This is a genomic window from Achromobacter sp. (assembly GCF_036567245.1).
GTDB lineage: Bacteria > Pseudomonadota > Gammaproteobacteria > Burkholderiales > Burkholderiaceae_B > Achromobacter.
In genome coordinates this window covers 1-5,225 of the sequence record NZ_DATCUY010000700.1, presented here as the reverse complement: position 1 = coordinate 5,225, position 5,225 = coordinate 1, and the positions used below count along the sequence as shown (strand labels likewise).

The 5,225-nt window shown below is 67.2% G+C and carries 4 protein-coding genes; 2 read left to right on the top strand and 2 right to left on the bottom strand.

Annotation, left to right across the window (positions count from 1 at the left end):
- Positions 1-194: 194 nt before the first annotated feature.
- Positions 195-1,586 carry an alginate export family protein gene (locus VIR09_RS30260; protein ID WP_332016230.1) on the bottom strand — a complete coding sequence of 464 codons (1,392 nt, stop codon included), beginning with the start codon at positions 1,584-1,586 and terminating at the stop codon, positions 195-197.
- A gap of 282 nt (positions 1,587-1,868) precedes the next feature.
- Between VIR09_RS30260 and VIR09_RS30255 the strand changes: the two genes are divergently transcribed.
- A complete protein-coding gene (locus VIR09_RS30255; RefSeq protein ID WP_332016229.1) occupies positions 1,869-3,038 on the top strand; it encodes a CoA transferase in 1,170 nt (389 codons plus the stop codon).
- A gap of 32 nt (positions 3,039-3,070) precedes the next feature.
- On the top strand, positions 3,071-3,958 hold the full coding sequence (locus tag VIR09_RS30250; RefSeq protein WP_332016228.1) for a LysR substrate-binding domain-containing protein: 888 nt from the start codon (positions 3,071-3,073) through the stop codon (positions 3,956-3,958).
- A 115-nt stretch (positions 3,959-4,073) separates the two neighbouring features.
- Here the strand turns inward: VIR09_RS30250 and VIR09_RS30245 are convergent.
- The coding region (locus tag VIR09_RS30245) for an efflux transporter outer membrane subunit (RefSeq protein WP_332016227.1) at positions 4,074-5,225 on the bottom strand (1,152 nt) is incomplete at its 5' end.

Here is a 5,225-nt window from a genome sequence, read left to right as displayed (position 1 = left end):
GACCGCGACGATGCGGTCGCCCCGGATCGCCAGGGCGGTCGCGCGCGGCGCGGCCGCGTCCATGGTGATGATGTCGCCGTTGCGCAGCACCAGATCGGCGTCGCGGCCCTGGGCAGCGAAGGGCAGCGCCGCGGCCAGGGCGAGGACGAGCGTCGTGGTTCTTTTCATGGATAGTCTCCGATCATCGATGGGGCTCAGTAGCGCCATAGCGCTTCCAGGCCAAGAAAATGGATGGTCTCGGCGCGGCCCGTGTCGCGGATGAAGCTGCCGGGCCGGAACACCGAGTAGGCGGCTTCGAAACTCAGGTGACGCGACACCTCCCAGCCCAGCACCACGTCGGCCTGCGTGCCGATGTAGCGCGCGCGGCTGGAGCCGGCCGGACGCAGCAGATTGCCGGCCACGCCATATACGCCATCCTGCAGGCTCTGGCGCCAGTAAAAGATGGCCGCGGTTCCCAGCGTCCAGCCGGACCCCAGGTCCAGCGTGAGCGAGGGGTGCAGGTTGATCAGGTTGGAGGGGCCTATCAGGCCCGCTTCGCCGAAGTACTTGCCCTTCGGGAAGAAGACGGCGAAGGTCTGCAGCTTGGGATCGTCCGGATCGCGGTCGCCGCTGATGATGTTGGCTTTCAGGCCAAAGCGTGGCTGCAACGGCGCGCCGTTGAAGGTGTAGCTCACGTCGCTGGCGAGCGACCACGCCCGCGCCGGCGCGCCGGCGAAGCTGCCGTACTGGTACACCGCTTCCAGGTCCCAACGCCATCCCGCACGCTTGCCGAAGTAGCGCGCGCCCAGCGCGTTGCGGGTCTCAGGGCCGCTGCCCTGGTCGTAGCGGGCCGAGTCGCTGGACAGCGACAACAGATACGCATCCAGGCCGGTGCCAGCGGCGCCTGCGGACTCGGACCAGGTGCCGTAGAGGCCGCCCAGCCTGCGCTGCGGATCAGCGCGGTCGCTGAAGTCATCCGGATCGTTGCGCACCGGGCGCACGAAGAAGCCGTCCACGCGCAGGTCCTTGCCCTGCCAACTGAGAGCGCCACCGTCGAACGAGCGCAGCACGTTCGGCCCGTAGCGCGCCGAGATGATCCGTTCGCTGCCGTAGGCCATGACCTGGCGGCCCGCGCGCGCAGTCCAGGTGCCCGCGTCGCCGGGCAAGGAGACGTCGACGAAAGCCTGCAGCACATCGTTGCCGGTGTCGTCCGGCGGGCCGATGGAACCGGCATCCCGCTCTGCGTGGGTCAGGCTCAACTGGCCGAAGGCGCGGACCTGCGAGCCCAGCCGCAGGTCCGCGTAGGGCAGGAAGCGATAGAGCTGGTAGCCCTCGTCGGGTACCGGCGCATCGCCGAATTCGTTGTTGCGGTAGCGCTCGTAACGCGCCCGCAGCTCGGCGCCCAAGGTGAGCGCTGCGGAGTCTCCCAGCCGGATCCATTTACCGGTCTCGTCCCAGGCGCCGGTGCGCTGGGCGGGATCGTCCAGGTAGCTGTAGTCCTCGGAATAGCGCCAGGGATCGATGGGCGGCAGCGCGGTTTCGGCGGCCTGCGCGGTGCCGATAGCCAGCGTGGCCAGCGCGGTGAGTGCGAGACGGTGAAAGTTCAAGTTGCCTGGGTTGCGGCCGGCGCATGCGGACGCAGAATGTGATGAATGGAGCCAGGCGAGGAAGATAGGGCATGCGCGCGCGCGGCGGTAGTCGTCGCCAACCGCCTGATGCGTCCTATAAAAGGAACGACTGAACCAGACGCCATGCGCGGGCGTGTGTTGAAGAAAATACGATCAATCGACGCGAAAAACGCGCTCGCCGACGCCGGGGCAGCCCGATACAGTGGTCTGGCGGCGAGATCCTGCGCCGCATGCTTCGAACTCTTGCATAAGGCAGCCACCGTGTCTCAAACGCAGCAAACCCATTCTTCACCCCCAGACCGAGCCGCAGCACCCGCCGGGCCCCTGGCGGGCGTGCGAGTGCTCGATATCGCGACGTTCATCGCCGCGCCGTTCTGCGGCACGATCCTGGCGGATTTCGGCGCCGAGGTCATCAAGATCGAACAGCCGGGCGAAGGCGACTCGCTGCGCCAGTTCGGCACCGTGACGGAGTGTGGCGACAGCCTGATCTGGCTGAGCGAAGCCCGCAACAAGCAGACCGCGACGCTGGACCTGAGGCAGCGGGAAGGCGCCGAACTGTTCCGCCAGTTGGTCGCGCAATCCGACGTGGTGCTGGAGAACTTTCGTCCCGGCACCCTGGAAAAGTGGGGGGTCGGCTATGAGGATCTGCGCAAGATCAACCCGCGGCTGGTCATGCTGCGAATTTCCGCTTACGGGCAGACCGGACCCAAGAACCAGGAACCGGGGTTTGCACGCATCGCGCATGCGTTTTCGGGCCTGGCCAATCTCGCGGGCGAGGCCGACGGCCCGCCCGTGGTGCCTGGGTCCACCTCGATGGCGGACTACACCTCGGGCATGTGGGGCGCCATAGGCGTGTTGCTCGCCCTGCGCGTGGTGGAGGCCGGCGGTGACGGGCAGTTCATCGATATCGGCCTGTACGAATCCGTGTTCCGGCTGTTGGACGAAATGGCGCCTGCCTACGCACGCTATGGCGTGGTGCGCGAGCGGCTGGGAGCCGATGTGGTGAACGTGGTGCCGCACAGCCACTATCGTTGTGCAGGCGGCGAATGGGTGGCGCTGGCGTGCTCGAATCACCGCATGTTCGAGCGGCTGGCGGGAGTGATGGGTCAGCCTGAGCTGGCGCAAGCCTATCCGAACGGCACGGTGCGCGTGGCCAATCGCGACGCGATCAATCGGCGCGTGGCCGACTGGATCGGCGGCCTGTCCATGGCGGAGGTATTGCGCCAGACCCAGGAAGCGGGCGTGCCTTGCGCCCAGATCTACACCATCGAAGACATATTCAAGGATCCGCAGTACGCCGCCCGCGCCAACATGCTGACCGTGCAGGATGCGCGCGCCGGCGAATTGGTGCTGCCCGCGGCGGTGCCGCGCCTGTCGGCCACGCCGGCCAGCTTCCGCCATAGCGGCCGCGGCCTGGCGGCCGATGCATGATTTACATTTTCTCAAGCGAAAAGAGACGTCGCATGGACGCTTTGCCACCGCTCAATGCGGTACGCACTTTCGAAGCGGCGGGGCGCCTGGCGAGCATATCCGAGGCGGCGGCCGAGCTTTGCGTCACGCCCTCCGCGGTCAGCAGGCAGATACGGCTGTTGGAAGAGCACCTGGGGCGAAAACTGTTTTACCGGCAGCATCGCGCCATCGTGCTGACGCCCACCGGCAAGCAGTATCTGGCGGACGTCGCAAAATCGCTGGTCGCGTTGCGCCGCGCCACCTCCGTCGCCATGAAGCCGCAGCGCCAGGCGACCTTCACGATACGCGCCCCTCACAGCATTGCGATGCGCTGGCTGCTGCCAGAGTTGGCGAAGTTCCGAGTGCAGTATCCGGACATAGACGTCAAGCTGCACACGTCCTTGACGCCGCCGGATTTCGAATGCGAAGACCTGGATGCAGGGATCGTCCTCGGGCGCGGCGATTGGAAGGGGGGGCTGAGCTACAAGTTGCTGCGCAACGAGTTGATCCCCGTGTGTTCGCCGGAAAAAGGCAGGCGCCTGCGCACGCCGAAGGACTTGGTGGGCGAAACACTGCTGCATGTCTTTGGCCGTCCCGACGATTGGACGGCGTGGCTGCGCGCCGCCAAGGTCAGGGGTATCGATATCGATCGCGGCATGAAATATGAATCATCGGCGCTGGCCTACGAGGCGGCGCTGGAGGGATATGGCGTCGCCATCGCGCAGAAGGGTCTGATCGACCGGGACTTGCGAGAAGGGCGGCTGGTGGCTCCGTTCGACCTCACGGTGGACCAGGGCGACTACACCTACTACTTCGTCTTGCCGCCCGATGGCTACAAGCGCCGCTCGGCTGCCTTGACCACGTTCCGGCGCTGGGTCCGATCGGTCTCGCTTTCGGCATAGTCCGGCGCCGCTGGTCGCCGCGGCTACCATCGCGGTGCAATTGCCGGGATCCGCATTCATCATCCTGCGGCGCTGGCCCTGGTTGGGCGTGGGCGCGCTGATTCCCGCACGCATGCTATCCATGGGCGGGCTCCTGATAACCGCCGCCCAGTGCGCGGTGCAAGGCGACATCGATCGCGAAGCGCCTGCTGTCCAGCGCGGCCACCACGCGTTTCTGGGTCGCCAGCCGGTCTTCGACGATCAGGACCGATTGGAAATCCGCCGCGCCGCTGGTGTAGCGGGCGCGCGCCAGTTCCCAGGCGCGCTCGAGCATGTCCAGGGATTCCCGCGCGTAGCCAAGCTGTTGGTCCAGCGAGCGGTGGTTAAGGGTGATGCCGGCGATCTCGTTGACGGCCTGCGCCAGCGCCGCGTCGTAGTTGGCGACGGCGGCATCGTAGTCGGCGCGCGCCACGCCATAGGCGGCCTTGCGACGTCCCGCGTCGAATATCGGCAGGCTGAACGCCGCGCCGACCGAGCCGAAATCCGCGCCGGAACGCAACAGATTGCCGACCCCCAGCGATTGCAGGCCCAGGACCGCGCTCAGGTTGATGTTGGGATAGAAGTCGGCTTGGCGCGCGTCGATCTGGTTGGACAGCGCCTCTACCCGCCAGCGCGCGGCGGTCAGATCAGGGCGCCGTCCCAGCAGGTCTGCGGGCAGGTTGGCCGGCAAGCCGGACACGCGCAGCACGGGGCGGGCGGGTCGGTCTATTTCCAGCGCGGCATCGGGTCCCACGCCTAGCAGCGCGCTCAGGCGAAAGCGGGCCAGGCCGATCTGTTCCTCGGACGCGGCCAGTTCGGCGCGCACCGCCGGCGGGCCTGCTTGCGCCTGGCGCAAGTCGGCCTCGGAGTCGTAGCCAGCCGTAAAGCGCATCCGCACCAGGCGTTCGCTGTCCTGGCGGATGCGCAGCACCTCTTGCAGCATGTCGCGGTCGTTGTACAGGCGCAGCAGATCGGCGTACACCGTCGCAATCGCGGTCGACAAGCTCAGTTCGGCCGCGGCGCCGTCCGCCTGCGCCGCGGACAGTTCCGATACGGCGGACGCCAGCAGCGCGCGGTTCTTTCCCCAGAAATCGAATTCGTAGGAGAAGTCCAGCGCCGCGCGTGCGCTGTCGTTCCAGCCGCGCAGCGCATCGGACACGGGCGCGCCGGTTTCGGTGCTGGGCTTGGCCTCGGTCATGCCGCCTGTCAGGGCCGCACGCGGGTACAGCGCGGCGCCCGCGCCTTGCAC